The organism is Corynebacterium sp. ED61, assembly GCF_015233855.1.
In the GTDB taxonomy this organism is placed as follows: Bacteria; Actinomycetota; Actinomycetes; order Mycobacteriales; family Mycobacteriaceae; genus Corynebacterium; species Corynebacterium dentalis.
In genome coordinates this window covers 338,104-364,651 of sequence record NZ_JADGIT010000002.1, presented here as the reverse complement: position 1 = coordinate 364,651, position 26,548 = coordinate 338,104, and the positions used below count along the sequence as shown (strand labels likewise).

At 60.8% G+C, this 26,548-nt stretch carries 24 protein-coding genes; 12 read left to right on the top strand and 12 right to left on the bottom strand.

All coding sequences use genetic code 11. From position 1 onward, the window contains the following. The first annotated feature begins 129 nt into the window (after positions 1 to 129). The 7 genes from trpS to IM764_RS03730 all read left to right on the top strand — a co-directional run bounded on the left by trpS (position 130) and on the right by IM764_RS03730 (position 8,138). On the top strand, positions 130 to 1,206 hold the full coding sequence (gene trpS, locus IM764_RS03760; protein WP_099297865.1) for a tryptophan--tRNA ligase: 1,077 nt from the start codon (positions 130 to 132) through the stop codon (positions 1,204 to 1,206). Between the two features lie 170 nt (positions 1,207 to 1,376). Next, on the top strand, positions 1,377 to 2,456 hold the full coding sequence (locus tag IM764_RS03755; RefSeq protein ID WP_194186950.1) for a YhjD/YihY/BrkB family envelope integrity protein: 1,080 nt from the start codon (positions 1,377 to 1,379) through the stop codon (positions 2,454 to 2,456). Positions 2,457 to 2,572: 116 nt separating this feature from the next. Continuing rightward, a complete protein-coding gene (locus tag IM764_RS03750) occupies positions 2,573 to 3,955 on the top strand; it encodes an adenosine deaminase (RefSeq protein ID WP_194186949.1) in 1,383 nt (460 codons plus the stop codon). Between the two features lie 177 nt (positions 3,956 to 4,132). Continuing rightward, positions 4,133 to 5,137, top strand: coding sequence for a substrate-binding domain-containing protein (locus IM764_RS03745; RefSeq protein WP_194186981.1), 1,005 nt, complete (start codon positions 4,133 to 4,135; stop codon positions 5,135 to 5,137). 2 nt (positions 5,138 to 5,139) lie between these two features. Further along, a complete protein-coding gene (locus tag IM764_RS03740; protein WP_099297857.1) occupies positions 5,140 to 6,138 on the top strand; it encodes an ABC transporter permease in 999 nt (332 codons plus the stop codon). Further along, a complete protein-coding gene (locus IM764_RS03735; protein ID WP_194186948.1) occupies positions 6,135 to 6,917 on the top strand; it encodes an ATP-binding cassette domain-containing protein in 783 nt (260 codons plus the stop codon). Before IM764_RS03740 ends, IM764_RS03735 begins: the two co-directional genes overlap by 4 nt. 114 nt (positions 6,918 to 7,031) lie before the next feature. Further along, positions 7,032 to 8,138: a hypothetical protein gene (locus tag IM764_RS03730; protein ID WP_194186947.1), complete on the top strand. Its 1,107-nt coding sequence runs from the start codon at positions 7,032 to 7,034 to the stop codon at positions 8,136 to 8,138. Between the two features lie 279 nt (positions 8,139 to 8,417). Here the strand turns inward: IM764_RS03730 and IM764_RS03725 are convergent, their stop codons facing one another. The 3 genes from IM764_RS03725 to IM764_RS03715 form a co-directional block, all read right to left on the bottom strand. Beyond that, on the bottom strand, positions 8,418 to 9,668 hold the full coding sequence (locus tag IM764_RS03725) for a hypothetical protein (protein WP_194186946.1): 1,251 nt from the start codon (positions 9,666 to 9,668) through the stop codon (positions 8,418 to 8,420). Positions 9,669 to 9,950: 282 nt separating this feature from the next. After that, positions 9,951 to 10,961: a C40 family peptidase gene (locus IM764_RS03720; protein WP_194186945.1), complete on the bottom strand. Its 1,011-nt coding sequence runs from the start codon at positions 10,959 to 10,961 to the stop codon at positions 9,951 to 9,953. A 2-nt stretch (positions 10,962 to 10,963) separates the two neighbouring features. Further along, on the bottom strand, positions 10,964 to 11,248 hold the full coding sequence (locus tag IM764_RS03715) for a hypothetical protein (RefSeq protein WP_194186944.1): 285 nt from the start codon (positions 11,246 to 11,248) through the stop codon (positions 10,964 to 10,966). 159 nt (positions 11,249 to 11,407) lie between these two features. Here IM764_RS03715 and upp point away from each other — a divergent pair, with 159 nt between their 5' ends. Next, positions 11,408 to 12,055: a uracil phosphoribosyltransferase gene (upp, locus tag IM764_RS03710; protein WP_194186943.1), complete on the top strand. Its 648-nt coding sequence runs from the start codon at positions 11,408 to 11,410 to the stop codon at positions 12,053 to 12,055. Between the two features lie 28 nt (positions 12,056 to 12,083). On the opposite strand, the gene IM764_RS03705 is transcribed toward upp, so the two are convergent. Beyond that, positions 12,084 to 13,652, bottom strand: a complete 1,569-nt coding sequence (locus IM764_RS03705; protein WP_194186942.1) for a phospho-sugar mutase — start codon at positions 13,650 to 13,652, stop codon at positions 12,084 to 12,086. Continuing rightward, positions 13,649 to 14,464, bottom strand: a complete 816-nt coding sequence (locus tag IM764_RS03700; RefSeq protein WP_194186941.1) for a purine-nucleoside phosphorylase — start codon at positions 14,462 to 14,464, stop codon at positions 13,649 to 13,651. The genes IM764_RS03705 and IM764_RS03700 overlap by 4 nt, the downstream gene beginning before the upstream one ends. 180 nt (positions 14,465 to 14,644) lie before the next feature. Here IM764_RS03700 and IM764_RS03695 point away from each other — a divergent pair, with 180 nt between their 5' ends. After that, complete coding sequence (locus IM764_RS03695) at positions 14,645 to 15,859, top strand: amidohydrolase (RefSeq protein ID WP_370551534.1); 1,215 nt, start codon at positions 14,645 to 14,647, stop codon at positions 15,857 to 15,859. On the opposite strand, the gene IM764_RS03690 is transcribed toward IM764_RS03695, so the two are convergent. The 5 genes from IM764_RS03690 to IM764_RS03670 form a co-directional block, all read right to left on the bottom strand. After that, positions 15,856 to 16,455, bottom strand: a complete 600-nt coding sequence (locus IM764_RS03690; RefSeq protein ID WP_194186939.1) for a DUF1707 domain-containing protein — start codon at positions 16,453 to 16,455, stop codon at positions 15,856 to 15,858. The two genes, IM764_RS03695 and IM764_RS03690, sit on opposite strands and share 4 nt — an antisense overlap. A 10-nt stretch (positions 16,456 to 16,465) precedes the next feature. Next, the gene (gene glpK, locus IM764_RS03685; protein WP_194186938.1) at positions 16,466 to 18,064 is read right to left on the bottom strand and encodes a glycerol kinase GlpK; all 1,599 of its coding nucleotides are present in this window, start codon (positions 18,062 to 18,064) and stop codon (positions 16,466 to 16,468) included. Further along, positions 18,048 to 18,644 (bottom strand): hypothetical protein, encoded by a 597-nt coding sequence (locus IM764_RS03680; protein WP_194186937.1) that lies wholly within the window; start codon positions 18,642 to 18,644, stop codon positions 18,048 to 18,050. The genes glpK and IM764_RS03680 overlap by 17 nt, the downstream gene beginning before the upstream one ends. Before the next feature lie 76 nt (positions 18,645 to 18,720). After that, entirely contained in the window at positions 18,721 to 20,523 is a 1,803-nt protein-coding gene (locus IM764_RS03675) for a biotin carboxylase N-terminal domain-containing protein (protein ID WP_370551533.1), read from the bottom strand. A gap of 161 nt (positions 20,524 to 20,684) precedes the next feature. Then, a complete protein-coding gene (locus tag IM764_RS03670; RefSeq protein ID WP_194186935.1) occupies positions 20,685 to 21,539 on the bottom strand; it encodes a sulfurtransferase in 855 nt (284 codons plus the stop codon). 154 nt (positions 21,540 to 21,693) lie between these two features. Between IM764_RS03670 and IM764_RS03665 the strand changes: the two genes are divergently transcribed. From IM764_RS03665 to IM764_RS03655, 3 genes are all read left to right on the top strand, one after another. Beyond that, entirely contained in the window at positions 21,694 to 22,755 is a 1,062-nt protein-coding gene (locus tag IM764_RS03665) for a Cj0069 family protein (RefSeq protein WP_194186934.1), read from the top strand. Between the two features lie 144 nt (positions 22,756 to 22,899). After that, a complete protein-coding gene (gene prpD / locus IM764_RS03660) occupies positions 22,900 to 24,420 on the top strand; it encodes a 2-methylcitrate dehydratase PrpD (protein WP_099297825.1) in 1,521 nt (506 codons plus the stop codon). A 65-nt stretch (positions 24,421 to 24,485) separates the two neighbouring features. Further along, positions 24,486 to 25,640, top strand: a complete 1,155-nt coding sequence (locus IM764_RS03655) for a bifunctional 2-methylcitrate synthase/citrate synthase (RefSeq protein ID WP_194186933.1) — start codon at positions 24,486 to 24,488, stop codon at positions 25,638 to 25,640. Here the strand turns inward: IM764_RS03655 and IM764_RS03650 are convergent. Continuing rightward, positions 25,637 to 26,269 (bottom strand): nucleoside triphosphate pyrophosphatase, encoded by a 633-nt coding sequence (locus IM764_RS03650; protein ID WP_099297821.1) that lies wholly within the window; start codon positions 26,267 to 26,269, stop codon positions 25,637 to 25,639. The genes IM764_RS03655 and IM764_RS03650 overlap by 4 nt on opposite strands. Then, positions 26,266 to 26,538 (bottom strand): hypothetical protein, encoded by a 273-nt coding sequence (locus IM764_RS03645; RefSeq protein ID WP_099297819.1) that lies wholly within the window; start codon positions 26,536 to 26,538, stop codon positions 26,266 to 26,268. The genes IM764_RS03650 and IM764_RS03645 overlap by 4 nt, the downstream gene beginning before the upstream one ends. Between the last annotated feature and the right edge of the window lie 10 nt (positions 26,539 to 26,548).

The following is a 26,548-nucleotide window of genomic DNA, read 5'->3' as shown; positions in this document are numbered from 1 at the left end:
CAAGGAATAATGGAAATCAAGGCACATGCCTAGGAACAAAACCTAGGGCACTTCAGGTGCTGCCACCGAGGCAGACAGCCCACGTCCCTACACAGAAGGCCCAGAGCAGCCGGAGTAAACTGCACACCCATGACCACGTCTGAAAACACCGAGACCGCGTCCACCAACGGCCCCACCAGCGGGGTGGGCGAAAAGAAGCAGCGAGTGGTGTCCGGACTGCAACCCACCAGCGATAGTTACCACCTCGGCAACTACCTGGGAGCAGTCAAGCAGTTCATTGAGCTGCAGAAGACGTATGACACCTTCTACTTCATCCCCGATCAGCACGCCATCACCGTGCCGGGATACAACCCCAAGGAGCTGCGTCAGCGCACCCTCGCGGGCGTGGCGCAATTGCTGGCCCTGGGCATCGACCCAGAACAATCCACCCTCTTTGTGCAATCGCACGTGCCGGAGCACAACCAGCTGGCGTGGATCCTCATGTGCATCACCGGCGACGGTGAAGCGCGCCGAATGACACAGTTCAAGGACAAGTCCGCCAAGCAGGGAAGTGATAACACCACCGCTGGGCTGTACGCCTACCCCATGCTCATGGCCGCGGATATCCTGCTCTACCGCCCGCACCTCGTGCCGGTGGGCGAGGACCAGCGCCAGCACCTGGAGCTGACCCGCAACCTCGCGGAACGCTTCAACTCCCGCTACAAGAAGACCTTCGTGGTGCCGGAAGGCTTCATCCCTCAGGGCGCGTCCAAGATCTACGACCTGCAGAACCCCAGGGCGAAGATGAGTAAGTCCACGGACAACCCCAAGGGCCTGATCAACTTGTTGGATGATCCCAAGGTCTCCGCGAAGCGTATCCGCAGCGCTGTCACGGATAACGATGGCGAGATCTGCTACGACAAGGAAAACAAGCCCGGCGTATCTAACTTACTGGTCATTCAGTCTTCTCTGACAGGCGAGTCTGTAGACAATATCGTGGAGGGTTACCAAAACTCCGGCGCCGGATACGGCGACCTGAAGAAGGACACAGCCGAGGCTCTGGAGGCGTTCACCACCCCGCTGCGCGCCACCTTCGACGAGTATATGAACGACCGCGCCCAGCTGGAACAGGTGCTGGCCGAAGGCGCCGACCGCGCACGCGAGATCGCCGCCCGCACCATTTCCCAGGTTTACGAGAATGTCGGTTTCCTCGCCCCTCCGCGTTAGACCATCTCCGCGCCGCACCCGCCCGCAGCGCATCAAAAACCCCCTTGCCACCAAGCAAGGGGGTTTTGTCCATTACAGTGTGCAGCAAGACGTTTTAAGAACAGCACGCGCGCAGCGGTTATCTGCCAACACGCCGCCGTAGCGCGCCTGCGCGACAAGGATGGCGGACAATGGTCACCCAAGTGAACTCGGACAACCTCGACGAATACGGAGTGGAGCGCTCGCGAGACGACGAGCTCGGCTTCATCGATAAGTACCGCGACAAGTGGCCATGGTTTGACCACATCATGCGCATGCATGAGCGTTACACGGATCAGGATGGCAACCAGTACGCCGCAGCCATCACGTACTTCTCCGTGTTGTCCCTGTTCCCACTGCTGATGCTGACTTTCGCCATCGGGGCGATGATGCTGGCCGGCAACCAAGAGCTGTTGGACGAAGTCACGAAGAGCGTGACCGATAGTGCCGGCGGCGAGCTGGGCAACACCTTGAACACGGTCATTGAAGATGCGATCGCCCAACGTAATTCCGTGTTCTCCATTGGTCTGCTCTTGGCGCTGTGGACCGGGCTTGGCTGGGTGGCTAAGTTGCGCATGGGTGCGTCCGCCATGTGGAAGGTGGATGGTGCCCCAGCCAACTTCATCATGGGCAAGCTTAAGGACCTGTTGGCACTGATCGGCCTGTTGATCTCCTTGATCGTTGCTTTTGCCATCACCGCCATCGGTAACTCCGGCTTCACGAGCACTTTGATCGAGATGGTGGGTCTGCAGGACGTGCCGGGTATCCGCTTCCTCACGTTCGCTGTTGCGCTGGTCATCGGCGTGATTGCCAACTGGATGGTCTTTGTCTGGATGATTGGCGCGCTGCCTCGCGCCAAGACGCACCGCAAGTCCGTGGCCAAGGCTGCGGTCATCGGCGCGGTGATCTTCGAGATCTTCAAGCAGTTCGCGACGCTGTTCTTCTCCAACGCGCTGAGCAGCCCGGCCGCTGCCACCTTCGGTCCGATCATCGGCATCATGGTGACGATGTATCTCATCTGGCGCATCCTGCTGTACTGCTCCGCATGGGCTGCGACCACCCCTGAGTCCCTCGCTGAGCTGCGCCCAGAGGCTCCTCCAGCCGCCATCATCCGCGTTCGCCAGGAGGTTCGCACCGGCTCTTCCGAGGCTGGCAAGGCTGGTCTGGTGGGAACCGGCGCGGCAGTTGGCGTGCTGGTCGGTGGCTTGGTGTCTTCTCTTTTCCGACGCTAAACTCCCCGCTTTTTTTACAGGCCCCCTGCCGCTTTCTCACCTAATCATTTCCGCCAGCTCGTGCTGGCGCACAGGGTGAGAGGCGGCAGGGGGCTTTACGAGTAGAATGCGTAGCCATGATCGAATCGCACGTGCTTGCCTCTTTGCCCAAAGTAGAACTCCACGATCACCTCGATGGAGGTCTGCGCCCCGCGACCATCGTGGAGCTCGCGGAGAAGATTGGCCACCAGCTGCCCACCACGGATCCGGCGGAGCTGGAGCAGTGGTTCTATGACGCAGCGAACTCGGGTGATCTCCCTACCTATCTGACCACCTTTGATCACACCACGGCCGTCATACAGACCAAGGATGCCCTGATTCGAGTGACGCGGGAAGCAGTGGAGGACTTGGCTGCGGACAACGTGGTCTATGCGGAACTGCGCTACGCACCGGAGCAGCACCTGCAGGATGGCTTGAGCCTGCAAGAAGTGGTGGAAGCCACCGTTCAGGGCGTCAAGGAAGGCGAGCGCGCTGTCTCCGAGCAGGGCAAGCGCATTCACGTTCGCCTGCTGCTGTGCGCTATGCGCCATGCGGATCGAGCAACGGAAATCGCGCAGCTGACGGTAGACAACTTCGGCGAACGCACCCCCGGTGAGGGATATGTGGTGGGCTTCGACATCGCTGGAGCTGAGGACGGGTTCCCGGCGTCGAATCACAAGGAAGCCTTCGACCTGCTGCGCGCCAACTTGGTGCCCTTCACCATCCACGCCGGTGAGGCTGCCGGACCGGAGTCCATCAAGGACGCGCTGGCGCAGGGTTCCCGACGCATCGGCCACGGCGTGCGGATCTTTGAAGACTTCGAGGCGACGATGAGTGGCGTGGAGCTGGGGCCGATTGCTCTTGCCGTGCGCGATCAGCGGATTCCGCTGGAAGTGTGCCCCACGTCCAATACCCAGACTGGCATCGCCGATGAGATTGCGGATCACCCGTTCAACTTGCTCTACGAGATGGGCTTTGTGTGCACCATCAACACGGACAACCGCCTGGTCTCTGGCACCACGATGACTCGTGAATTTGAAGTGCTGGCCGAGGCCTTCGATCTGGAGTACTGGCAGCTGCTGGAGATGACCACCAACGCTCTGGACTACGCGTTCTGCTCTGCGCCGCTGCGGGAGGACTTGGAGCGCAACGTGATTTACCCCGCTTATGCGGCACTCGGCGAGCACTTTGGAGCGAATACCGAGGGGTTCGCGGACGAGGGGGACCTCTCCGGTGGGCTCGGCGGGCTGCACGATGGCGGGCACGATCACGCCGGTCATGCGCACGCTGGTCATAGTCATCGGGGACCCGGTGGCGATGGCTTCGGTGGGCAGGAGCAGATGGAGCTGTCCATGGAAAACCTCAAGGCAGAGCTGGAACAGCTGGGTCTGAGCTTGGATGATGACGAGGATGCTGATGGCTCCGCGGAAGACAGCGACGGCATCATCGACGCCGAGATTGTGGACGAAGACGACAAGTAGCGGCTCGTCTGCTCCGAGGGTTGCTTCCGTTCAGACGCAGGCAACCCCGGAGTATGCATCGTTGCTGTTCCATCCCTCTTTATTGATTCAGAAGAGGCCGAGCAGGTTTGACTACCGTCTCTGACCTGCGCACAATCGGCCATTGTGTTAACTAGTTCACGTCACTCCGTGCAGGCCATGAGCCCTGCTGCCATCCTGCGCACAGTCGTCGCGCTGACGATCCTGCTTGCGCTCGTTACCTTGACCGCCTGCTCTTCCACCGGAGGCCGCCCACGCGATACCGCGGGCGACGGATCCGGCGGGGGAGGCGTGGATACTCCGCGCTACACCGTCGCGATGGTCAGCCACGGAGCCCCCGGCGATACCTTCTGGGATCTCGTTCGCGCAGGCGCGGAGGACGCGGCGAAGAAGAACAACATTGAGTTGCGCTACAGCTCCTCCCCGCAGGCCTCTGAGCAGGCCAATCTGGTGCAGAACGCGATTGATTCCAACGTGGACGGAATTGCTCTGACCATGCCCACCGCCGAGGCCATCGGTCCGGTGGCCAAGCGTGCCAGCGATGCCGGCATCCCCGTGGTGGGACTGAATGCGGGCATGTCCGATTATCAGAAGTACGGACTATCTGCGTTCTTCGGCCAGGATGAATCCATCGCCGGTGAGCGCGCGGGTGAGCGCCTGGGTGAAGACGGCGCGAAGCACGTGCTCTGTGTGATCCACGAGCAAGGCAACACCTCCCAGGAATCTCGCTGCTCCGGCATCGAGAAGGGCGCGGACAGTGCCAAGGTGGAGACCATCTACGTCAACGGCATGGATCTGACCAGCGTGCAGTCCACCATCCAGGCCAAGCTGGCTCAGGACAAGTCCATCGATTACGTGATGGGACTAGTCGCTCCCGTGGCCCTGGTTGCTGCCAAGGCCAAGGACGCCGCTGGCTCCGATGCCAAGATCGCCACCTTCGATACCAACGCGGAGCTGGTCACCGCCATCCGCGATGGCGACGTGGAATTCGCCGTGGACCAGCAACCATACCTGCAGGGCTACATGGCTGTGGACGCCCTGTGGCTGGCCAAGCGCAACGGTTCCACCGTGGGCGGCGGACAAGCAGTGCTCACCGGACCGAGCTTTGTGGATTCCGACAACGTGGACACCATCGCTGAGGCCGCGCAGAAGGGACTGCGTTAACCATGGCGCCCAGCATTAAGAACATCATCCGCCGCCCGGAACTAACCAGTGCGTTGGGCGCGATCCTCATCTTCACCCTGTTCCTGGTGGTCGCGCCCGCATTCCGCAGCTTGGATGCATTCGCCACCGTGCTGTACGCCAGCTCCACGATCGGCATCATCGCGCTCGCCGTGGGCCTGCTGATGATCGGTGACGAGTTCGATCTCTCCTCCGGCGTGGCCGTCACCACCGCAGCGCTGGCCGCCACGATGCTCAACTACAACCTGTGGCTCAACAGCTGGGCGGGCGTGTTCATCTCGCTGTTCATCTCATTGGCTATCGGTGCCTTCAACGGCTTCATGGTGATGCGCACGGGCATCCCGAGCTTTCTGATTACGCTGGCCACCTTCTTGATGCTGCAGGGCATCAACCTCGCGGTCACCAAGATGGTCACCGGGCAGGTGGCCACGCCGAGCATCTCGGACATGGAAGGCTTCGGATCCGCGGAAGCAGTGTTCGCCAGTTCCGTGAACATCTTCGGCGTGGACGTTCGTGTCACCGTTTTCTGGTGGCTGTTATTCGTGGCCTTGGGTAGCTGGCTGTTGTACAAAACCCGTTTCGGCAACTGGATCTTCGCGGTGGGCGGCGACGCCGAAGCCGCGCGAGCCGTCGGCGTTCCCGTGCGCCGGGTGAAGATCATCCTGTTCATGTTCGTGGCCTTCGCCGCCTGGTTTGTTGGCATGCACAATCTCTTCGCATTCGATTCGATCCAGGCCGGGCAGGGCGTCGGAAATGAATTCCTCTACATCATCGCTGCGGTGATCGGCGGTTGTGCCTTGACCGGCGGCCGAGGTACCGCGATCGGCACCGCGATCGGCGCATTGATCTTCGGCATGACCAACCAGGGCATCGTCTACGCCGGGTGGAACCCCGATTGGTTCAAGTTCTTTCTCGGTGTCATGTTGCTGTTCGCCGTGATCAGCAACAATTCCTTCTCGCGGTTGATGGGGGCTCGCTCATGATTTTTTCTTCCGACGCAAACACTGCGCTGATCCAGCTGGAATCCATTGGCAAGAGCTATGGCGAGATCCGCGTGCTCCAGGACATTGACATGCAGGTGCAGCCTGGCACGGTGACCTGCGTGTTGGGTGACAATGGCGCGGGCAAATCCACTTTGATCAAGATCCTGGCGGGGCGTCACGAGCCCACGGAGGGCACCCTGCTGGTGGAGGGCGAGGAAGTCCGCTTCCGCACCCCGAAGGATGCGCTGAACCGGGGAATCGCCACGGTGTACCAGGACCTGGCTGTTGTGGACCAGATGAGTGTGTGGCGCAATTTCTTCCTGGGGCAGGAGCAGACCGGATTCTTGGGGCGCTTGAAGGAGCCCGAGATGAAGGCGATTACCGCGGAAGAGCTCAAGAAGATGGGCGTGGATATTCCAGATGTGGACGTGCCCATCAGCACGCTCTCCGGTGGACAGCGCCAGGTGGTGGCGATTGCTCGCGCGCTGCACTTTGGTGCAAAGGTACTTATCTTGGATGAACCTACGGCCGCATTGGGCGTGAAGCAGTCCGGGATGGTGCTGCGCTTTGTGCGGATGGCCGCGGAAAGGGGAGTGGGGGTCATCTTGATTACTCACAACCCACATCACGCGCACTTGGTGGGCGATCACTTTCTGTTGCTGAACATGGGCAAGCAGGTGTTGGATGCCTCGCGTGACGAGGTGACGCTGGAGCAGCTGACCCAGGAGATGGCTGGCGGTGGCGAGCTGGAGGCCCTGAGCCACGAGCTTCGTCAGTAGTCCCCCGATTGACTGTGCTTTGTCTGCCTAGACCTTAGACTGGCGGTTGACCTTTTGTGAGGCGACCCGTTGCCAGGCGCGCCTTACTCACCAAAGATGACGAGGAAGCGTTTCATGACTAATCAGAATCCTTATGGATCTGCTGGGCAGAACCCCGAAGGCCAAGGCTTCGAGCAAAATCTAGGCGGACAGCCGCAGGGTCAGAACTTTGACCCTAATTACAGCCAGCCAGCTGACGTGCAGAACAACGCCGGGCAGTGGCAGGCTAACGGAGCTGCAGCCGGAGCCGACAACGGCCAGGGCGGTGCAGCTGGATTCGTGAACAACGTAAAGGCACGCCCGATGAACCAGCTGGTGGCTGGCGCAGGGATCGTTGCTGCTTTGCTGTTTTTGCTCTTCTACACCTTGACGTGGCGCACGTTCGCGATGAGTTTCTTCGGCTCCACGATCGAGGGGCACATGAATGGTTGGGGTGCCAGCGAGCTGGACGGAACCGGCTTCGGCGCTGGCGCGAACTCTTCTGATCTAGATGCAGTTCAGCTGGTTATCGCGCTGATTTCCTTTGGCCTGTTGGCTGCCGCGTCTGTGATGTTCTACCTGCACAAGGAGAAGTTCATCGCGTGTGCGATGGCAATCGGTTCGAGTGTGCTCGGCCTGCTTCTGCTGGTGCTTTCTGCGGTGAACTCAAATGGTTCTTCGGATGACATTGAAGAGCTGGAATCCTTGGGCGGCTCCGTTGATTTTGGTTATGGAGCAGGCTTCTGGTTGGCACTGCTGCTGCATCTTGCGGTTACCGCGGGTGCGGTGTGGCTGTTCATGTCACAGCGCGCGCTGTTGATGGAAGGCTCTAAAGTCACCTTCGGTATGAACCGTCAGGGACAGATGAACCAGCAGGCTTTCGGTGCTCAGGCACCAGGTCAGCAGCATTACGGTCAGCAGGGATTCGGTGCGCCGGCTCAGGGGCAGCAGGGTTACGGCCAGCCACAAGGTCAGCAGAACTTCGGCCAGCCGGGCCAGAATCCACAGAACTTTGGCAATCAGTACGGTGCGCAGTCGGCATCGCAGGGCTACGGCCAGCCAGATCAGGCAGGCCAGCAAGGTCCAACGGATCAGTCGGCTCAGGCTCCGCAGCCACAGCGGCCGCAGAGCTACGGTCAGCAGCCGCAGAACCCGAATCCAGATGCGGACTCCCCGCAGAGCGACAACCCTTACCAGCAGTAGAAACCTGGTCTGTGGAAAGCCTCTAGCAAAGCTTTGCTAGAGGCTTTCTTCGCGGGCGCAGTGTAAAAAAATATGTGCCAGAATCAGCACATCTTTTTGACACGTCGCTATAGTTGCAGGTCAGAGCCTGGGTGCTTACGTGCTGATTCTTGAGGGGCGAACTGAGACACATATTTTCGACACGGTTGCTCGCCAAAGCGACTCAACACAGCTCAACACAGCAGCACAAAGCCGGGGCACTCCACATCACGTGGCGCGCCCCGGCTTTGCCTTAGCGGATCAGAACTTGGAGAAGCGCTTGATCAGGCCATCCTCCAGGACCTTCCAACCCTTGGCTTCCTCATCGAAAGGAGCTGATGGGGTGTTGTCACTAGGGGAGCCCATCTGGTAAGCCAAGTAGTTCTGCAGGCGAGGGTAGGCCAGCAGAGTCTTGTTTACGCCATCGTCTTCAGCCCAGTCCGCTGCGTCTGCCAGCAGCTCGTAGGCCTGGGACAGCTGAGCGATGTCCACAGCATCAAGACCTGCAGCGATGTCTTCGCGCAGCCCGTTGAAGGAATACTGGTTGGACTCGTGCACCTGGACTTCTAGTTCACCGGCGTTTGCAGCGGTGACGATGTCGCCCCAGGTGGCCAGCTTATCTAGGTCGTGCTTCGGCGCGGCCACGAGCCAGCGCACCAGAGAGCGAGAATTGCTGAACGTGAAAATCTCGCCCTGGTGGCCGAGGAACACTGGCTTCTTATCCACGTAGCAGCGCAGCGTGTAAACGTATTGGCCGTTGAGGCTGATGCGGATTGGGTCGATGCCCGAGGTACCCCACACGGAAGAGTCGTACGGGTCAGTATCTTCCTCAGCCGGCTTTTCTTCCTTCTTTTGCATCGCGGCAACTCGCTCGGCGCGCTGTTCCTCGGCCTCTTCGATGCGCTTTTGTGCGTCCTCGGTGGCCTTCGTGTCCACGTCAGGGCGCTTGAGGCCCTTTTCGAGGTCGTCGGTGAGCTCCGCCCATTTGTCGACGACAGTGCGTCCCACTCCGGACCATTCCTCCATGCCATTTTGGGTGGCGTAGTGGTCCGCTCCGCGACGCGTGTTGTGGAGGATGGAGTAGCTCTTGAACCACGTGTTGATGCTGGCGATGTTCAACACGGAGCCGAAAGACTGCAGGAGGTCGAACCCGCGAGTGACGGCCAGCGTGGAATCATAACCAGGGCGTTCCGCCAGCTTGTTGGGGAGTTCCACCAAGCTGATCTTGCCGCTGGAGGTGGGCACCACGCGGATCTCTTTGTCCTTCATGAATGCGCCCCACTTGGGATGCTCGGTGAGGTCGTGAGACTTGGTGGATTCGATAAAGGCAAGGACCTCGGCGGGGGATTCGAAGATGAAGACGTTCTTGTCATCACCGAGGAATGCTTGCCACTGTTCTCCGCGAACAATCCAGTTGGGAGCCCAGAGCGTGTACCACGTGCCGCTGGTCAGTTCCATTTCCAGGGCGACGATGCCGTTGCCGAAAGTGCGTGCGCCTTTTTCTGATGCCATAGGTGGAGATTCTAGCGTGTCTGCCTAGGGCTTTTCGATGTGGCTTCTGTGTGTTTGTTGAGAGTGTGGCGAAGATCAGAGGTGAGAACGGGAGGGACGGTGGGCGGTTCCTCGCCGAGGAATTGAGCGACGTTATATTCCCGTGCTTGGGGTTGGCTGACGATGCGGGCTAAACCAGAGTTCCTCATGAGTGCGTCGTTTCTGTGTATCGATAGCTGTGGAGGGGTGAGAGAAGGCTTTAAAGTAGATTGAAAGGGCGGCGGTTAAGGAAGGTTGAAGGCGTTAGCCGGTGGGTCGGTAGAAGCCCAGGAAGTTCATGCCGATGTTTTCCGTGCGTATCGGGCTTAGCTGTACTGGATCGCCCGCTTCGATCATCTGACCGTCCTCTGCGACCATGGCCACGTGGCCGTCCCACACCACCAAGTCGCCTGGAAGAAGCTGTTCCTGAGATACCGGTGTACCCACAGCCTGTTCCTGAGCGGTTCGTGGAATATCGACCCCGGCCTGTGCATAAGCCCATTGGGTCAGGCCGCTGCAATCGAAGCCGGATCCGGGAGCAGTCCCTCCCCACTGATACGGCGTACCCATCGCGCTGCGGGCGGCTTGAACAGCGGCTGCCGCTTGCGGTGAGGGAGCGCCGGCTACATCCTCGCTGTTGGTCTCAGCGCTTTCTCCGGAAAATTCCGCAACAGAGTCAGCGCTAGGAGAAGCTAGAGCTTCAGGGGCAACCGACTGTGGAGCCTCTGCGGAAGAGGGAACCCCAGTGTTCCCTGGAGCAGCTGCCGACGCGTCACTCGGAGATCGCGGAGCTTCAGGTACCTGGACAGCCGCAATATCAGCGGTGAGCAGCTGCAGCTCACGTCCAAGCTCGATCAGACGGTCATGAGCCTGGATCTTGCGCTCCTCCACGATCAACGCCACTTGCGGACCACTCAGCATGCCGAGCGGTCCGCCCAGGAGAGAAGACGAAGTAACTGCCCCGACAACGTCCTGCAGACACTCCTGTGCGATCACGGTGATATCAGCGATGGCTTCCTGCACTGCATGCTCACCTTGGCGGGCAATCTCGTCGATGCTCTGTCCAGCGGCCATGGCCTGGTGAACGCGACCAGCACCAGCCCCTAGAGACTGGCTGATCGCATCGCCCGCAATGCCTTCCACGGCGTGCGCCACACTGGGCGCCAATCCATCAACGAGCTGCAGATCCAGATCAGGCACAGACTCCGAGTGACCGGCCAGGAAAGGGGAGGGCGCCAACTGAAGCAGAGGATTGATGAGCGTTGTGAGGTTCATTGCTACCACCGATTCCAGCCCGCGGCCGTGGATTGTTCATGAGTGTCCAAGGACTGTCTGAACTGGGAGAGGGAGGTGTTGGCGTTGTGAAAAAACACCGAAAGGCCCTGCAACGATGCCGATTGCGCTCGGCGAGCTTGCGACAACGCACGGAGAAAATCGCTGGCCTCGGGAACCAGAGGCACGGGCCACTGCGCCTCCGCCGAAGACACGGGGTGGCCAAGTGTGCGCCCCACATCGGACAAAGCGCTCGCGACCAAGGCAATGTCAGAAGACCTCGCGCTCAAAAACGAGTGTGCTCCCTGAGGCTGCGCCCCTGACTGCTGCATCCAGTTATTCACCTGCGGTCCCCACTGCTCTTCCAACCAACCGACCTTCGTACACACCCCTTAGACTCCGCGCGTGCCTCAAAGGTTCATCCAAGCGGATGCGTAGAATCGGAAAACATGGAAATTCAGGTGGTACAGCACCCATTGATGGCCTCGCGGATGACAATCATGCGAGACGCACGCAGTAACAACGCAGCCTTCCGGGCAGCTCTTGCTGACCTCGGAGCGATGCTGGTCTACGAAGCCTCAGCCGACCTGCAGCTGGAGACGTTTGATGTGCAGACTCCAGTGGCGGTGGCGGACGGCTACCGGCTGCAAAAGCCGCCGATCATCGTGCCAGTGATCCGCGCCGGGCTGGGCATGATCGACCCAGCGCTGTCTATGATCCCGGACGCACAGGTGGGCTTCATTGGCCTGGCTCGTGACGAAGAGACGCACGAACCTGTCCCTTACCTGGAGGCGCTGCCGGACGATCTTGCCGGTCAGCCCGTATTTCTGGTTGACCCGATGCTGGCCACCGGCGGATCCCTCCTGCATGCCATCCGCCTGCTGGAGGCCCGTGGTGCCGATGACATCACCTGCATCTGCATGATCTCCGCCAAGCCGGGAGTCGATGCGCTGGTGCAGGCGGAAACCTCGGTGAAGAAGCTGGTCACCGCCACAATCGACCCGGAACTCAACGAGGATGCCTACATCATTCCGGGGCTCGGCGATGCCGGCGACCGTTTGTACGGCCCGCGCAACATCGACCTCAACGAGCTCTAACTGATAAGAGCTATAACGCCCGCGAGCTCTAAAACAGCTCCTTGACGGCCCGCTCCAGCTCGCCGTACACGTCCTCCACCGCATCGCGAGATCCCGCAGGCCCGGTGACCTCTAGGTAGAACTTGGCCTTTGGCTCCGTGCCGGACGGCCGGGCGATGACCCGGATTGCCATCTCCTCGCGCTGGCCAGCCAACTTCACGCCGTCGGTCGTTCGGCCCGCAGAGTCCTCGATGGGCGAGGAGCCCACAGTGATCCCCGCCAGCTCCGTGGGAGGTGCGTTCAACACTGCGGTGACCGTCCCCGCAGCCTGTTCCGGAGTCTCAAAACGCATGCTGACCTGCCCGGTGCGGAATACACCGTAGGTCTGCTCCAGCTCGGCCAGCTCGTCCAGCAGGGTGCGGCCTTGCTCCTTGAGATCCGCCACCCACTGCGCGGCGATCAGCGCTGTGGCAATGCCGTCCTTATCCGCCACCACCTGCGGCGCAGGGCAGGTGCCGATGGCCTCTTCGTAGGCGAAAGCCAACTCGCCGGGCTGATCGTCGGCCGCGCGTGCCAGGTGCTTGAACCCGGTGAGCGTCTCCACGTAATTCCACCCGTTGCGCCGGGCCATGTGGCCCAGTAGCTGGCTGGAAACCACGGTGGTTGCCACCACGGGCGCAGGTGGTTGTTTGTTTCTTTCCGACGCCACCACGCGCCGACTCACCACGTGCCCCGCTAGCAGTGGACCGGTCTCGTCTCCACGCAGCATGCGGTATCCATACGTGGGCTCGGAAGGATCTGGCACTCCGAGCATGCAGCGGTCCGCGTCCGGGTCCAACGCGATCAGCAGATCCGGCTGTAGCTCGCGCGCCTGTTCCAGCAGCAGGTCTGTGGCACCTGGCTCCTCTGGGTTGGGGAAGGCCACGGTAGGGAAGTCCGGGTCCGGCCACCGTTGGGAGGGGACAAAGTGGATGTCGCCAAAACCATTGCTGCGCAGCGCTGATTCCAGTGCCTCGCCGCCCACGCCGTGCATCGGGGTGTAGAGGATTTTCAACGTCCTGCGCTTGCACAGCTCGGATTGCTCGCCGGTGGCGACCACGCTGGAGATTGCCGTGACATAGCCATTCTGCGCTGCCAGATCCATAGATTTCGCCTCAGAGCGAGGGATCTTGTCGGCGGTCGGTTGCCGGGAGATGGCTTCCTCAATCTGGGCATCGGCGGGGCTGAGCAGCTGGCGTCCACCGTCGAGGTAGAGCTTGTAGCCGTTATCCGCACCCGGGTTGTGGCTGGCCGTGATCTGCACGCCCGCATCGAATTTCCGAGCCTTGACCAGCCAAGCCAGAATCGGCGTGGCACCAGGCTCTGCAATGAGCGTGACTTCGAAACCTGCTCCGGAGAACGTCTCCGCGGTGGCACGAGCAAAAGGGTGAGATCCGTAGCGCGCGTCATAGCCCACGGCCACGTGAAAGCGACCATCCGAACGGGTGGGCTTCACCGACTCTTTCATCCACGCCGCAACTCCGGCGGTGGTCCGAGTCACGGTGGGGACGTTGAGCAGATCGGGGCCGGGGCCTACCGGTGCGCGCAGCCCTGCGGTGCCGAAGCGCAACCCGCTCATAGGGTGCCCACCAGCTCGCGGAGCAGCTCACCCATGTCCTGGGCGGCGTTCTTGCCGGCTTCCAGAACCTCCTCGTGGTTCAGCGCCTCGCCGGTCATTCCCGCAGCCAGGTTCGTCACCAGAGAAATGCCCAGCACATCCATGTTGGCCTCGCGGGCAGCGATGGTTTCGTACACCGTGGACATGCCCACCAGGCCAGCGCCTAGGGTGCGCAGCATGTGGATCTCTGCGGGAGTTTCGTACTGCGGTCCGGGCATCATTGCGTACACCGCCTCGCGGATTCCGGGGCGCAGGTTTTCCGCTCGTCGGCGCAGCTCCGGGGAGTAAGCATCCACCAGATTGACGAAGTTCGCCCCGCTCAACGGAGTCTTCGCGGTGAAGTTGATGTGATCGCTGATCAGTACTGGCTCGCCCACCTGCATGCCCTCGATCAAGCCACCGGCGGCGTTGGTCAGTACCACCGTGGACACACCGGCAGCCGCCGCCGTGCGCACCGCGTGTGCCGTGCGCCACAGCTCGTGGCCTTCATAAGCGTGCGTGCGTCCCAACAAAACCAGCACGCGCTGACCAGCGATAACTCCGCTGCGCACCGTGCCACCGTGGCCCTGCGCCGTCGGCGGCAAAAAGCCCGGCAGGTCAGACATAGGGAACTCCAGCAAGTCCTCTGCATTCTCCGTCAGCACGTCAGCCGCGGGGCGCCACCCCGAGCCGAGAACCACTGCCACATCGAATCCATCCTGGGAAGTCTTTTCCAGAAGTGCTTCTGCGGCCTGCTGAGCCAGTTGTTGCGGGGACGTCGTCGCTTCATTCATGCACACCAAGTTACCGTTCACGCCCCTGGCATGCAGTTGCCTGCGCCACGTGGGACTAGACTGAAGTGGTTGAACAAAGTCACCCGTGCGAGGTGGCAGTGGTGGCGTCGAGAAATAAGGAACATTCACCACAGCGCACAACGAGGGCAACAGGAAGGGCGAGGACTGACCGTGGATCACGTGAGCATCTCCAGTTTTGTGAGTGCATGGGTTCAGAACAACCGCGAGACCATCCGCGGATGGCGGCGTCACCTGCACCGCAACCCCGAGTTGTCCCACATGGAAACCGCAACCACGGAATTCATCCTGACCACCCTGCGCGAGGCCGGCCTGGACCCGCGCGCGTTGCCGTCCACGGGCGCCACGGTGGACATCGGGCCGAAGGACGCCCCGCTGATTGCCTTCCGCGGCGATATCGATGCCCTCCCCTTAGAAGAGGCCACTGGCCTAGACTTTTCCTCGCAGAACCCGGGCGTGATGCACGCCTGCGGGCACGATATTCACACCGTGATCGTGTTGGCCCTGGCGTGTGGGCTGGCGGCCTTCGTGGAAGAACATGGTGCCGACGCCATGCCCGTGCAAGTTCGGTGCATCTATCAGCCTGCAGAAGAGGTCATGGACGGTGGTGCAGTAGAGGTCATCGAGGCCGGAGCCCTGCGCGACGTGCAGTCCATCTACGCGGTGCACTGCGAACCGAAGCTGCGGACCGGGGAAATCGGTGTGCGGACCGGCCCCATCACCAGCGCCTCTGACGTGGTGGAAATCATTCTGCGTGGTCACGGCGGGCACACCTCTAGGCCGCACTTGACCAGCGATCTGGTGTATGCCGCGGGCCTGATCATCACGCAATTGCCTGGTCTGCTGACTCGTCGGCTGGATCCACGTTCCGGCACGGTGGTGGTCTTTGGCGCGGTCAATGGGGGATCAACGTTTAACGCCATCCCACAGGAAGTGCGCCTGCTGGGCACTTTCCGCACTGCGCAGGTGGGCGTGTGGCGGCAGGGGCAGCAGATCCTCACCGAGCTGCTAGAGCAGATTGTGGCTCCGACCGGCGCGGACATGGAGATTCGCTACACCAAGGGCGTGCCGCCAGTGACCAACGATGACGTGGCCACGGCCATGATTGCCCAGGCAGTTAAGGACCGCGATCCATACGCGCTGCGGGAAGCTCCGCAGTCCACCGGCGGCGAGGATTTCAGCTGGTACCTGGAGCACGTGCCGGGATCCATGGCCCGCTTGGGAGCGTGGGACGGCAAGGGGGAGAAGCCGGACCTGCACCAGCCGGATATCGTTTTCGACGAGCGCGCCATCGGCGTGGGCATCCACATGTTTGCCGGAGTGATTGACCAGTTCCACGGCAAGGTGGAAGAAGGCGGGCGCGGCGGCGAGCTCTAGCGCTGGTCGCCGAGCTTCTTGTTGATGGAATTGGTGGCGAACTTCATTGCCGAGTCCGTCAGCTGCGCACGCTGGGTGCGACGCTGAGCCTTGCGCTGTTCGATCTCCAGTCGCTGCTCCACCCGGATCGCCTTGAGTCGGCGGCGCTCCATGCTGCGTTGGGACGGTGTGTGCCAGTGGTTCGGGCCGACTTTGGCCACGTAGAGCAGGATGGCGATGGCGGGAATCATCAGCAACAACGCAAAAGAGGCATCCCAAATCGGGTTCAACACGATCGCAGCGGCCGTGGCACCCACCGCTGTCATTCCCAAGATCGAGGCTTTCGGACGCGCGCCATCGCGCCGGGCACGTTCAATCTCCGCAGCCGAGTAGTGCGGCATGAGGTGAGCTCCCGGGGACAGTGGCGGGAGATCCTTAAACAGCGTGTCCAACTCGCTCTTCGTCACGGCGTTGGCGGCCTGCGTGGAGCGCTGCTCGAACTCATCTAGGCTCAACCGGCCTTCGGCGAAGTGGCTACCGAGGATGTTGATGGCATCGTGGCGCTCAGGATCGCTGACGCGCAGGTGTGGAAGATCGGGGTGGTGTGGCCTATCCATGATGTTTAGCCTACCGCTGACCCGGACTGTCTTTTTCAGCCCAGTCATAGGTCCGTTCCACAGCACGGTTCCACTGGCGGAAAGCCTCATTGCGTTCCTGATCAGAGACACCGGGCTTGTACGTCACGCGCTCGCGCCAGAGTCGGCGGATCTCCTCGATTCCGCTGAAGAATCCCACGGACAACCCGGCCGCGTACGCCGCGCCCAATGCGGTGGTCTCGGCGATCTGGGAGACAGTCACCGGCACGCCCAGCTGATCCGCCTGGAACTGCATCAGCAAGGTATTGGGAACCATGCCGCCGTCCACCTTCAGCGCCTTGAGCGGAACACCGGAATCCTTATTCATGGCCTCCACCACCTCGCGGGTCTGAAACGCGGTGGATTCCAAGGCAGCCCGGGCGATGTGCGCCTTGGTGACGTACCTGGTGAGCCCCACAATCGCGCCACGAGCTTCCGGCCGCCACCGTGGTGCCAGAAGCCCAGAGAATGCGGGCACCACGTAGCAACCTCCGTTGTCCTCCACGCTGCGCGCCAACGCCTCGATATCGTCCGCACTGTGGAAGAAACCGAGGTTGTCGCGCAGCCACTGCACCAGTGAACCAGTCACCGCGATGGATCCTTCCAGCGCGAAAACGGCGGGTTGATTGCCCAAGCGATACGCCACGGTGGTGATCAGACCGTGCTCCGAGGTCTGCGGCTCCGCGCCCGTATTGAGCAGCAGGAAGTTGCCGGTGCCGTAGGTGTTCTTCGCCTCGCCCGGTCGCAAGCACGCCTGGCCGAACGTCGCCGCCTGCTGATCGCCCATAATACCGCTGATCAGCACACCATATGCTGGGCCGGAACGTCGCACGGCGCCCACAACTTCAGAGGAGCTGACGATCTCCGGAAGCAAACTCATGGGGATCCCCAGAGCTTCACATAGCTCCGGATCCCACTTCTGCGTGCGCAGATCCATCAGCATGGTGCGTGAAGCGTTGGTGAGATCGGTGACGTGCTTGGCACCCTTGTTGATGCTTCCGTGTTGGCGTCGGGAACGACGAGTCAACTCCCACACCAACCAGGAATCAATCGTGCCCACCGCAAGTTCCCCGCGCTCGGCACGCTCGCGCACGCCGTCCACGTGATCGAGGATCCAGCGAATCTTCGGGCCGGAAAAATACGTCGACGCGGGCAAACCCGTGCGCTCCTGGAAGAGGTTCTTCGTCTCCTCGTCCAGCGAATTCACGATCTTGTCCGTGCGCGTGTCCTGCCACACGATGGCGTTGTAGACCGGCTTTCCCGTGGTCCGATCCCACATCACCGTGGTTTCGCGCTGGTTGGTGATGCCCAGGCAGGCGATTTCGTCCGACGGCAAATCCGCCACCGCAATCGCATCAGCCATCACTCTGCGGGTGTGCCGCAGGATCTCCTCAGGATCGTGTTCCACCCATCCGGGCTGAGGGAAGATCTGCTGGTGTTCCAGTTGACTGGTGCTGACCACCTGGCCGCGGGCGTCGAAAATCATGGCGCGGGTGGAGGTAGTGCCCTGATCGATCGATAGGACGAAGCCGCGGTGGGGCTTGGTGAATTTGGCCAGGTGGCCGGCCAATTGATTAGCCATTTTGTCCATGCTCAGGATCACTCCGGGTCGTCGATGTAGCGGGCGAGGCAGCGGACGTGCTGGAATCCCTGCCGGGGAGGTAACGCAGCGCCAAGGCTGCCAGGAGCGCAGCGATGCCGAACAGCAGAGTCAGCTGCGAGACCCAGCGCAGCGCCTGCAACGTGGTCTCGCTGAAGCTGGAGATATAGGTCTGACCGGTATCGCAGACAAAGCGGAGATTGTCCGCATCTTCAGAAAACTGCACGCGGGCGTATACGCCTTTGGCTTCGATGACGGGCAACGAGACGTCCTGGACCTGCATGGATTCGTCCACCAAGGGCTCTACGTTGCTCAGCAGGGAGTTAGCATCGCTGCCGTCCGCGAGTTCCAGATTGCATTCGGTCACGCCCAATGCATCCCGGTCGGCCAGCAGGTAGTAGCTCTTGTTGGCGGAAACGCTCACGCCATCTTCGGCGCCGAAATTATTTACGCCCAACAAGGCGGTGATGCCGGTAGCCAGGCCAATGATCAGCAGCATCGAGCCAGCGACAAGCCACCATGTGCGGCGCATGAATGCCCGTGGCTGCTGAGGCTGATCTGAATCTTGCATCGTCACGCTACTTTAATTGGCTGTGCTGCAGTTTTCAGCGTATTTTCGGTTAAGGTTTCGCGCCGAGTGCGTCCAACTACTCAGCGGAACTGTCTTCTGGATCCACGATCTCCAGCATCGGCTCGTTCTTGGTGACACCTTGACCAGCGTGCACGGACAATCCCTTGACCACGCCGGACTTGTGAGCCTTCACAGCGTTTTCCATCTTCATGGCCTCAAGAACCAGCAGAGCATCGCCCTCGGAAACCTCTTGGCCCTCGGACACGTCGACCTTGATCACGGTTCCCTGCATAGGGGAGGCCACCGTGTCGCCGGTGATGGCGACCTGTCCGCTGGCACCACGGCGACGCCGTGCGCGACGCTGGCTGCTGCCTGTCGCCATCAGCTCGCCGGGAACGGTGATTTCCACGCGCTGTCCATCAATTTCGACGACAACATTCTCGCGCGGAAGCTCCACCACATCTCCGGACGACTGGCTGGCATCCAGGGGTTCTTCGTATGCGGGGAGCTGGTTGTCCCAATCCTCTTCGATCCAGCGCGTGTAGACAGTGAAATTACCGTCGGCAGCAGCGAATTCTGGGTGCGTGACCATTTCCTGATGGAACGGGATCACGGTGGGAAGACCTTCCACCACATATTCTTCCAGCGCGCGGGCGGAGCGCTGCAGAGCCTGCTCGCGAGTCTCGCCGGTGACGATGAGCTTGGCGAGCATGGAATCGAACTGTCCGCCGATCGTCGCACCTTCTTCGATGCCGGAGTCCATGCGCACGCCAGGACCGGATGGCTCCGAGTATGCCGTCACGCATCCGGGGGCGGGCATGAAGTTATTGGCCGGGTCTTCACCATTGATGCGGAATTCAAAGGCGTGGCCGTTGATCTCTGGATCTTCGGTGCGGCTCAGTGGCAGACCGTTGGCGATGCGGAACTGTTCGCGCACCAAGTCCCATCCCGTGACCTGCTCTGTCACGGGGTGCTCCACCTGCAGCCGGGTGTTGACCTCGAGGAAGCTGATGAGGCCATCGCTGCTGACCAAGTACTCCACGGTGCCTGCGCCTTGGTAGCCTGCGGCACGGCAGATCGCCTTGGCAGACTCGTAGATGCGCGCGTTCTGCTCGTCGGAGAGGAAAGGTGCCGGTGCCTCTTCCACGAGCTTCTGGAAGCGGCGCTGCAAGGAGCAGTCGCGAGTGGAAGCAACAACCACGTTTCCGTGGGAATCTGCCAGAACCTGAGCCTCCACGTGGCGGGCGCGGTCAAGGTAGCGCTCCACGAAGCACTCGCCGCGTCCGAAGGCTGCGATGGCCTCGCGGGTGGCGGATTCGAAGAGCTCAGGGATCTCTTCCATGGTGTGGGCGACCTTCATGCCGCGACCGCCACCACCAAAAGCTGCCTTTACGGCAACGGGCAGACCGTGCTGTTCCGCAAACGCCTTGATCTCCTCGGCATCCTTGACTGGCTCCTTAGTGCCAGGGGTCAGTGGTGCATCAACCTCGGTGGCGATGTTGCGCGCAGTGACCTTATCGCCGAGCTGGCGAATAGCCTTGGGGGAGGGGCCGATCCAAGTCAGCCCAGCGTTGATGACGGCTTCTGCGAAGTCACCGTTTTCGGAGAGGAATCCGTAACCGGGGTGCACGGCATCTGCGCCGGACTTCGCGGCCGCTTCGAGGATCTTGTCCACGTTGAGGTAGGACTCAGCGGAGGTCTGTCCGCCCAGTGCGAAGGCTTCATCAGCCATCCGCACGAAGGGAGCATGGGCATCAGGCTCTGCGTAAACGGCGACGGAGGTCAGCCCCTCGTCACGAGCTGCGCGGATCACCCTCACGGCAATTTCGCCGCGGTTGGCGATAAGCACCTTGGTGATACCCCGAGCAGTCTCAGTCACGTCATATCCTCCACGATTGTTTTGAGAGATTCCCATTGACGCTACTACGTCGTGTGGAATTTATTCCATAATGTAGAAGCGTGTGTTCTCCCGCACATGTTACTTCAGCGGGAATTGTTTTCTTTCCGCATTTTATGTGCGCGCTTGGAAAGCGCTTCGAATTAGTGTGCGATTGGGGCGCGAACCTTATTGCCCCATTCGGTCCACGAACCGTCGTAGACACGGACGTTTTCCCACCCGAGAAGGTAGGTCAGCGTGAACCACTCGTGCGCGGCGCTGGCACCGGAGGAACAGTAGACCACGGTAGGGGCTGAAGAATCGAGCTGCTGGTGTGCGGCAGCAAGCTCCGCGTGGCTGCGGAAACGAGAGTTGGGGTAGAGGTTGTTCGCCGTCGCGAGATTGTGTGCGCCGGGAACGTGACCCGCCCTGCTGACGCTCGGGTGTTCCTCCTCGTTGGTCCTGCCAGAGAATTCCTCGGGAGAACGAAGATCGAGAATCTGCAGAGAATCCAAGTGGGCTTGCAGTTCATCAGCAAAGACGCGATGAGTGGCGTCGTCCCGATTAATGACGGGATAACTATCCGTGGTGCGGTTGGGTACCTCGTAGGAAGTTTCCTTTTCTTCCTGCATCCACGCATCACGGCCACCATCTAAAAGGCGCACGTCGGGGTGGCCAAACAATTCGAAGACCCACAGCGTGTAGACGGCCCACAGGTTGGACTGATCGCCGTAGATAACCACCGTGTCCTCGCGGGAAATGCCCCGAGAGTTCATGAGCTGAGCGAAGGCCTCACCGTCGACGAAATCCCGACACACAGAGTCATTGAGATCCGCAGACCAATTCACACGATGAGCAGTGGGAATGTGCCCAATGTCATAGAGCAGCGAGTCTTCGTCGCTCTCCAGCACTTTCAAGTCCGGGGAACCCAGCTTCGCGCCAAGCCAAGCGCTGGTCACGAGCTTTTCTGGGTGCGCGTACTGAGCTAACTGCGGGCTCGGATCGAATTCAATTCCCATGGGTCCACCTTCCTAACCCAGAAAGTCTAACTGTTTGACCCCTTTAAGGGTCACTTCTGGGTCATGCTCACCCTGCGAATGGGCTGGTAGCTGCATAAAATTAGCAGTGTATTTTCAACTGCTCAGACCGGGCACACTCAGAGAGGTAACTGCATTGAAGAAGAGCATTGTTGTATTTGAAGTTGAGGGTGGCAACGACAAGGGGGACGACGGACACCGTAGGGATACGATGCCCATCGTCAACGCGATTCGAGACAAGGGATGGAACGCCGAGGTTGTGTACTTCCACCCCGACCGCGCAGAAGAGATCTTCCAGGACGTTTCTGAAAATTACGATGCCTACATCTCCCGCGTGAATCCGGGCAACATTCCAGGTGGAGAAAAGGGCTACTTTGAGCTGCTGACCAAGCTGTCCCACGAGGCCGACTTGGTGGGTATGTCTACTCCTGAGGAAATGATGGCCTACGGTGCCAAGGATGCGCTGGTCAAGCTCAATGACACTAACCTGGTGCCGGATGACACGGCTGCTTACTACGACGTGGAGTCTTTCCACGAGACCTTCCCGAAGACCCTGTCCTACGACGAGCGCGTGCTCAAGCAGAACCGCGGATCCACTGGTTCCGGCATCTGGCGCGTGCAGCTGAAGGATCGCGAGCTGGCGCAGTCCGTGGAGCCAGGCACCGAGTTGCCACTGGACACCATGCTTAAGTGCACCGAGGCTGTGGACAACCACACCGAGGTTCGCGAGCTGGGCGATTTCATGGATTTCTGTGACCAGTACATCATCGGCGATAACGGCATGCTGGTGGACATGCGTTTCTGCCCACGCATCGTCGAAGGCGAGGTGCGCATCCTGCTGGTTGGCCCACACCCAGTGTTCGTGGTGCACAAGAAGCCAGCAGAGGGCGGAGACAACTTCTCTGCGACCCTGTTCTCTGGCGCGAAGTACACCTATGACAAGCCAGAGGCATGGCAGGACCTGATCGACATGTTTGCTGATGCTCGTCCGGTCATCGCGGAGAAGCTCGGTGGAGACAACATTCCTCTGATCTGGACCGCAGATTTCATGCTGGCCGATGCGGAAGACGGCACCGATACGTACGTGCTGGGCGAAATAAACTGCTCTTGTGTTGGTTTTACCTCCGAGCTGGACATGGGCATCCAGCAGCTGGTGGCAGAAGAGGCCATCAAGCGCGTGGAGGAAAAGCACGCGTAACTTCGCTTCGCGCCGAACCCTGTAGCGCCCTCCCCGTGATGGGGCGGGGAGGCTGCAGGGTTTTGTTTTTTAAAGGAAATTAATCACTCTTCTCGCTAATGTGATCTGCAACACTTTCACATTTATAGGAGAGGTTTTATCGCGATGATCGATCACACCGTGCGGGTATGGAAGTCCGCCGAGGATTTTCCGCAGGACCAGCACTTGGCTTGGAAAGTGGCGGGGGTGGCCACAGATCCCGTCGCTGTCGCCGAGGAGACCGCGGAGATGGTGGTCAACCGAATCATCGACAATGCGTCTGTTGCGGTGGCTTCCGTTCTTCGACGCCCGGTCTCCGCAGCTCGGGCGCAAGCTTTAGCGCATGCGGCTCCCCGTTCTGGCGGGTCAGCAGTATTCGGTGTCCAGGATGTCGTCAGCCCAGAGTGGGCTGCCTGGGCTAACGGGGTGGCGGTGCGCGAGCTGGACTTCCATGACACGTTCTTGGCCGCGGAATATTCCCATCCCGGCGATAACATCCCGTCCATCCTCGCCGTGGCGCAGCACCGCGCCGAGGCCAACGGATTGACGGGACAAGACCTTATCCGTGGCATCGCCACCGGCTACGAGATCCAGGTGAATCTGGTGAAGGGCATCAGCCTGCACAAGCACAAGATCGACCATGTCGCACACCTAGGCCCCAGCGCCGCAGCCGGAATCGGCACGCTGCTGGGCTTGGATCAGGAGACGATCTATCAGGCGGTAGGCCAGGCTCTGCACACCACCACGGCCACGAGGCAGTCCCGTAAGGGACTGATCTCCAGCTGGAAGGCCCACGCCCCAGCATTCGCCGGAAAAATGGCGGTAGAGGCCGTGGATCGCGCCATGCGCGGAGAAGGTGCTCCCGCTCCGATTTGGGAAGGCGAGGACGGAGTTATCGCGTGGATGCTGGATGGTCCCGAGGCCAGCTACACGGTTCCGCTGCCCGAAGCGGGCGAGGAAAAGCGCGCGATCCTGGATACCTACACTAAGGAGCACTCCGCCGAGTACCAGTCGCAGGCCCCTATCGACTTGGCCCGGGCAATGCGGGAGAAGATCTCCAACCTGGATGACATCGAATCGGTCGTGCTGTACACCAGCCACCACACGCACTACGTGATCGGCACGGGTTCGGGCGATCCGCAGAAGTTCGACCCTTCCGCTTCCCGCGAGACGCTGGACCACTCGGTGATGTACATCTTTGCCGTCGCGTTGGAAGACGGCGAGTGGCACCACGAGCGCAGTTACGCCCCAGAGCGAGCAAACCGCCCGTCCACGATCGAGCTGTGGAACAAGATCAGCACCGTTGAGGATCCGGAGTGGACGCGTCGCTACCACTCCGAGGATCCAAACGAGAAGGCCTTTGGCGCTCGTGCGGTGATCACGTTGAAGGACGGCACAGTCATCGAGGAAGAACTCGCTGTGGCCGATGCACACCCGCTGGGCGCACGTCCGTTCCAGCGCGAGGATTACATCGCGAAGTTCCGCACGCTTGCGGAGGGAATTGTGTCCGACGCCGAGCAGGACCGCTTCCTCAGCGTCGCAGAAAACACCGCTGACTTGGGTGCCGTGGATCTGGGGCAGCTCAACGTGGTCTTCGACGATGACGTGTTGGCCCGCGCTCCACATATTCCGCAGGGACTTTTCTAACTCTCCATCCCGTCTTCACTAGATTTCACCTTCACCTCGTCTCATCCGTTTCAAGGAGAACAACCATGAGCACCACCACACCAGCATCCGATGTCCGTAAGGGCCTGTATGGAGTCATCGCGGATTACACTTCCGTGTCCAAGGTCATGCCAGAGACCAATTCCCTGACCTACCGCGGATACGCGGTGCAGGATCTTGTGAAAAACTGCAGTTTTGAGGAAGTCTTCTACCTACTGTGGAACGGCGAGCTGCCCACTCAAGACCAGCTCACGGAGTTCAACAAGCGCGGCCGTTCTTACCGCAAGTTGGATCCAGGCCTGATCTCCCTGATCCACTCGCTGCCCACGGACTGCCATCCCATGGACGTGATGCGCACGGCCGTGTCCTACATGGGCACCAAGGATCCGGAGCACTTCACACCGGATAAGGAGCACATCACCCACGTAGGCCACAATCTGCTGGCGCAGCTGCCCATGGCGATGGCCATGGACATCCGCAGGCGCCAGGGCAAGGACATCGTGGCCCCTGATCCGAATAAGGGCGTAGCGGAGAACCTGCTGTCCATGGTTTTTGGCAACGAGGAGGATTCGCCCGCCTCGAACCCAGAGGACGCCCGGGACTTCGAGAAGTCTCTCATCCTCTACGCGGAGCACTCCTTCAACGCCTCTACGTTCACCAGCCGCGTGATCACGTCCACACGCTCGGACGTCTACTCCGCCATCACCGGTGCTATCGGCGCGCTCAAGGGACCCCTGCACGGCGGTGCCAACGAATTCGTCATGCACACCATGTTGGAAATCGATGATCCCAATCAAGCGGAAGCGTGGGTCAACGATGCCTTGGACAACAAGAAGCTCATCATGGGCTTTGGCCACCGCGTGTACAAGAAAGGCGATAGCCGCGTGCCGTCCATGGAGCGTTCCTTCCGCGCTCTTGCCCAGCGGCATGACGGCGCCAAGTGGGTAGCAATGTACGAGAACATGCAGGGCGCGATGGATGCCCGCAACGGTATCCAGCCGAATCTCGATTTCCCTGCCGGTCCGGCCTACTACCTGCTGGGATTCCCCGTGGACTTCTTCACTCCGCTGTTCGTCATCGCCCGCGTGGCCGGTTGGACGGCGCACATCGTGGAGCAGTATGAGAACAACTCGCTGATTCGCCCGCTGTCCGAGTACAACGGTCCGGAGCAGCGCCACGTGGTGCCGATGGATCAGCGCTAGAGGTTCCAGAAATCGCTGACGCGCAGGCCGAAGTGCTCCATGGACCTGCGCACCACGGGTAGCGAGAGCCCGATCACCGAAGAGGGATCCCCCTCGATCTTGTCGATGAACCAGCCGCCCATCGCCTCCAAGGTGAATGCCCCAGCGCACAAAAGCGGTTCGTTGGTTTCCGCGTAGGCGCGGATGTCGGCGTCGGATACATCGCCGAAATGCACGGCGGTGGTGGCAGCTTCCGTGACCACCTCGCCCCGATACATCACGCAATGCCCCGTGACTAGGTGCGCGACCTTGCCCCGCTGTGCCTGCCACCTGTGCACCGTTTCCTCGACGGTGTACGGCTTGCCTTGAAGCTCGCCGTCGAGCAGCAGCATGCTGTCCCCGCCAATGATTACGTCACTTGCGGTTGCGGTGTTTTCTTTTTCTCGACGCCAACTCACCGCCCGCGCCTTGGCTTGAGCCAAGTGTTGGACGAATTCCTCCGGGGACGGTTCCGTCAGCTCGGCGGCTGCGGCGTCCTCGTCCACGTCGGAGGGTTCCACAATCGGCTCGATCCCCGCTGAGCGAAGAATGCTCAGGCGTGACGGAGACGTGGAGGCCAGGACAATCCGGCCCGTGTGGGGCGCGCTCACGGCAGCGGCGCAGTGCGAAATCCGGTGGGATTCGCTGTGTTGGTGGCGCGCTGGCGCAGGGGCGTCCCGTAGTGCCCGCGCGGATTGGGCTTGACGTTTTTCTCGCGCTCCACGGCCTCGGCAACGGAGTTCACGACCTGCTCCAAGGCTGCGCGTTGCGTGTCCGTCACGTTGCCTTTGATGATCTCCACATTGGTGGCAGGAGAGGAGACGTTATCTTCTGGTGCCTCCGCGGGAGAGGTGGCGCTGGTGGGAGGAGTATGTGACATATCTAGTGAT

Coding starts and splice junctions, on each gene's coding strand:
- IM764_RS03680 (WP_194186937.1), bottom strand. CDS start 18,644: ATGCAAGATTCAGATCAGCCTCAGCAGCCACGGGCATTCATGCGCCGC.
- IM764_RS03720 (WP_194186945.1), bottom strand. CDS start 10,961: ATGAACCTCACAACGCTCATCAATCCTCTGCTTCAGTTGGCGCCCTCC.
- IM764_RS03750 (WP_194186949.1), top strand. CDS start 2,573: ATGATCGAATCGCACGTGCTTGCCTCTTTGCCCAAAGTAGAACTCCAC.
- IM764_RS03725 (WP_194186946.1), bottom strand. CDS start 9,668: ATGGCATCAGAAAAAGGCGCACGCACTTTCGGCAACGGCATCGTCGCC.
- IM764_RS03740 (WP_099297857.1), top strand. CDS start 5,140: ATGGCGCCCAGCATTAAGAACATCATCCGCCGCCCGGAACTAACCAGT.
- IM764_RS03755 (WP_194186950.1), top strand. CDS start 1,377: ATGGTCACCCAAGTGAACTCGGACAACCTCGACGAATACGGAGTGGAG.
- prpD (WP_099297825.1), top strand. CDS start 22,900: ATGATCGATCACACCGTGCGGGTATGGAAGTCCGCCGAGGATTTTCCG.
- IM764_RS03655 (WP_194186933.1), top strand. CDS start 24,486: ATGAGCACCACCACACCAGCATCCGATGTCCGTAAGGGCCTGTATGGA.
- IM764_RS03670 (WP_194186935.1), bottom strand. CDS start 21,539: ATGGGAATTGAATTCGATCCGAGCCCGCAGTTAGCTCAGTACGCGCAC.
- upp (WP_194186943.1), top strand. CDS start 11,408: ATGGAAATTCAGGTGGTACAGCACCCATTGATGGCCTCGCGGATGACA.
- IM764_RS03745 (WP_194186981.1), top strand. CDS start 4,133: ATGAGCCCTGCTGCCATCCTGCGCACAGTCGTCGCGCTGACGATCCTG.
- IM764_RS03705 (WP_194186942.1), bottom strand. CDS start 13,652: ATGAGCGGGTTGCGCTTCGGCACCGCAGGGCTGCGCGCACCGGTAGGC.
- glpK (WP_194186938.1), bottom strand. CDS start 18,064: ATGGACAAAATGGCTAATCAATTGGCCGGCCACCTGGCCAAATTCACC.
- IM764_RS03730 (WP_194186947.1), top strand. CDS start 7,032: ATGACTAATCAGAATCCTTATGGATCTGCTGGGCAGAACCCCGAAGGC.
- IM764_RS03735 (WP_194186948.1), top strand. CDS start 6,135: ATGATTTTTTCTTCCGACGCAAACACTGCGCTGATCCAGCTGGAATCC.
- IM764_RS03690 (WP_194186939.1), bottom strand. CDS start 16,455: ATGGATAGGCCACACCACCCCGATCTTCCACACCTGCGCGTCAGCGAT.
- IM764_RS03700 (WP_194186941.1), bottom strand. CDS start 14,464: ATGAATGAAGCGACGACGTCCCCGCAACAACTGGCTCAGCAGGCCGCA.
- IM764_RS03645 (WP_099297819.1), bottom strand. CDS start 26,538: ATGTCACATACTCCTCCCACCAGCGCCACCTCTCCCGCGGAGGCACCA.
- trpS (WP_099297865.1), top strand. CDS start 130: ATGACCACGTCTGAAAACACCGAGACCGCGTCCACCAACGGCCCCACC.